This is a genomic window from Streptococcus mitis, assembly GCF_047460035.1.
Taxonomy (GTDB): domain Bacteria; phylum Bacillota; class Bacilli; order Lactobacillales; family Streptococcaceae; genus Streptococcus; species Streptococcus mitis_DW.
Genome location: NZ_JASHHB010000019.1, coordinates 1 through 1,438 on the forward strand (window position 1 = coordinate 1; position 1,438 = coordinate 1,438).

A 1,438-nucleotide genomic window follows, 5' to 3' on the forward strand; every position below is an offset into this window, starting at 1 on the left:
TGAACTGCACCCCAAAAGTTAGACAGAAAAAATCTAACTTTTGGGGTGTTTTTATTATGAAATTAACTTATGATGATAAAGTTCAGATCTATGAACTTAGAAAACAAGGCTATAGCTTAGAGAAGCTTTCAAATAAATTTGGGATAAATAATTCTAATCTTAGGTACATGATTAAATTGATTGATCGTTACGGAATAGAGTTCGTCAAAAAAGGAAAAAATCGTTACTATTCTCCTGATTTAAAACAAGAAATGATTCATAAAGTCTTACATGAAGGCTGGACTAAAGATAGAGTTTCTCTTGAATACGGCCTCCCAAGTCGTACGATACTTCTTAATTGGCTAGCACAATACAAGAAAAACGGGTATACTATTGTTGAGAAAACAAGAGGGAGAGTACCTAAAATGGGACGTAAACGGAAGAAAACTTGGGAGGAAATGACAGAACTAGAGCGACTCCAAGAGGAGAATGAACGCTTACGTACCGAGGTTGCTTACTTAAAAAAGTTAAAAGAGCTGGAAGACAGGGACGAAGCCATACAGCAAGAAAGGCAGAGACAATTAGAGAAATGGCTTCAGGAGGATTTCGACTAGATTTACTTCTTGAAGCGGCTCGTTTACCTCGCTCAACTTACTACTATCAGTTGAAGGAACTAGATGGGTTTGACAAAGATAAAGATCTTAAAGCTGAAATTCAAGCTATTTTTACTGAGCACAAAGGAAATTATGGCTATCGCCGAATAACTCTTGAATTGAGGAATCGTGGTCATATAGTAAACCATAAGAAGGTCCAACGTCTGATGACAATCCTTGGTTTAAGTGCTCGAATTCGTCGTAAACGAAAGTATTCTTCCTACCAAGGAGAGATGGGCAAGAAAGCAGAGAATCTCATTCAACGCCAGTTTGAAGCATCGAAACCAATGGAAAAGTGTTATACGGATGTGACAGAGTTTGCCATTCCAAATAGCACGCAGAAATTGTATTTATCGCCTGTTTTAGATGGCTTTAACAGCGAAATTATTGCTTTTAATCTTTCTTGTTCTCCTAATTTAGAACAAGTAAAAACGATGTTGGAACAAGCCTTCACAGAGAATTACTATGAGAATACTGTTCTTCATAGTGACCAAGGCTGGCAATACCAACACGATTCTTATCATCGGTTCCTAGAGAGTAAGGGAATTCAAGCATCCATGTCACGTAAAGGTAACAGCCCAGACAATGGTATGATGGAGTCCTTCTTTGGCATTTTAAAATCCGAAATGTTTTATGGCTATGAGAAAACCTTTAAATCACTTAATCAATTGGAACAAGCTATTGTAGACTATATTGATTACTACAACAATAAACGAATTAAGGTAAAACTAAAAGGACTTAGCCCTGTGCAATACAGAACTAAATCCTTCGGATAAATTAATTGTCTAACTTTTGGGGTCAGTACA

The 1,438-nt window shown here is 36.8% G+C and carries 1 protein-coding gene; it reads left to right on the top strand.

Annotated elements, in window-relative coordinates; translation table 11 throughout:
- Positions 1-56 precede the first annotated feature (56 nt).
- A protein-coding gene (locus QM956_RS10490) for an IS3 family transposase (RefSeq protein ID WP_261065498.1) occupies positions 57-1,408 on the top strand; the annotation gives its coding sequence in 2 pieces (ribosomal slippage) (positions 57-498 and positions 498-1,408; 1,353 coding nt in all).
- Positions 1,409-1,438: the final 30 nt, after the last annotated feature.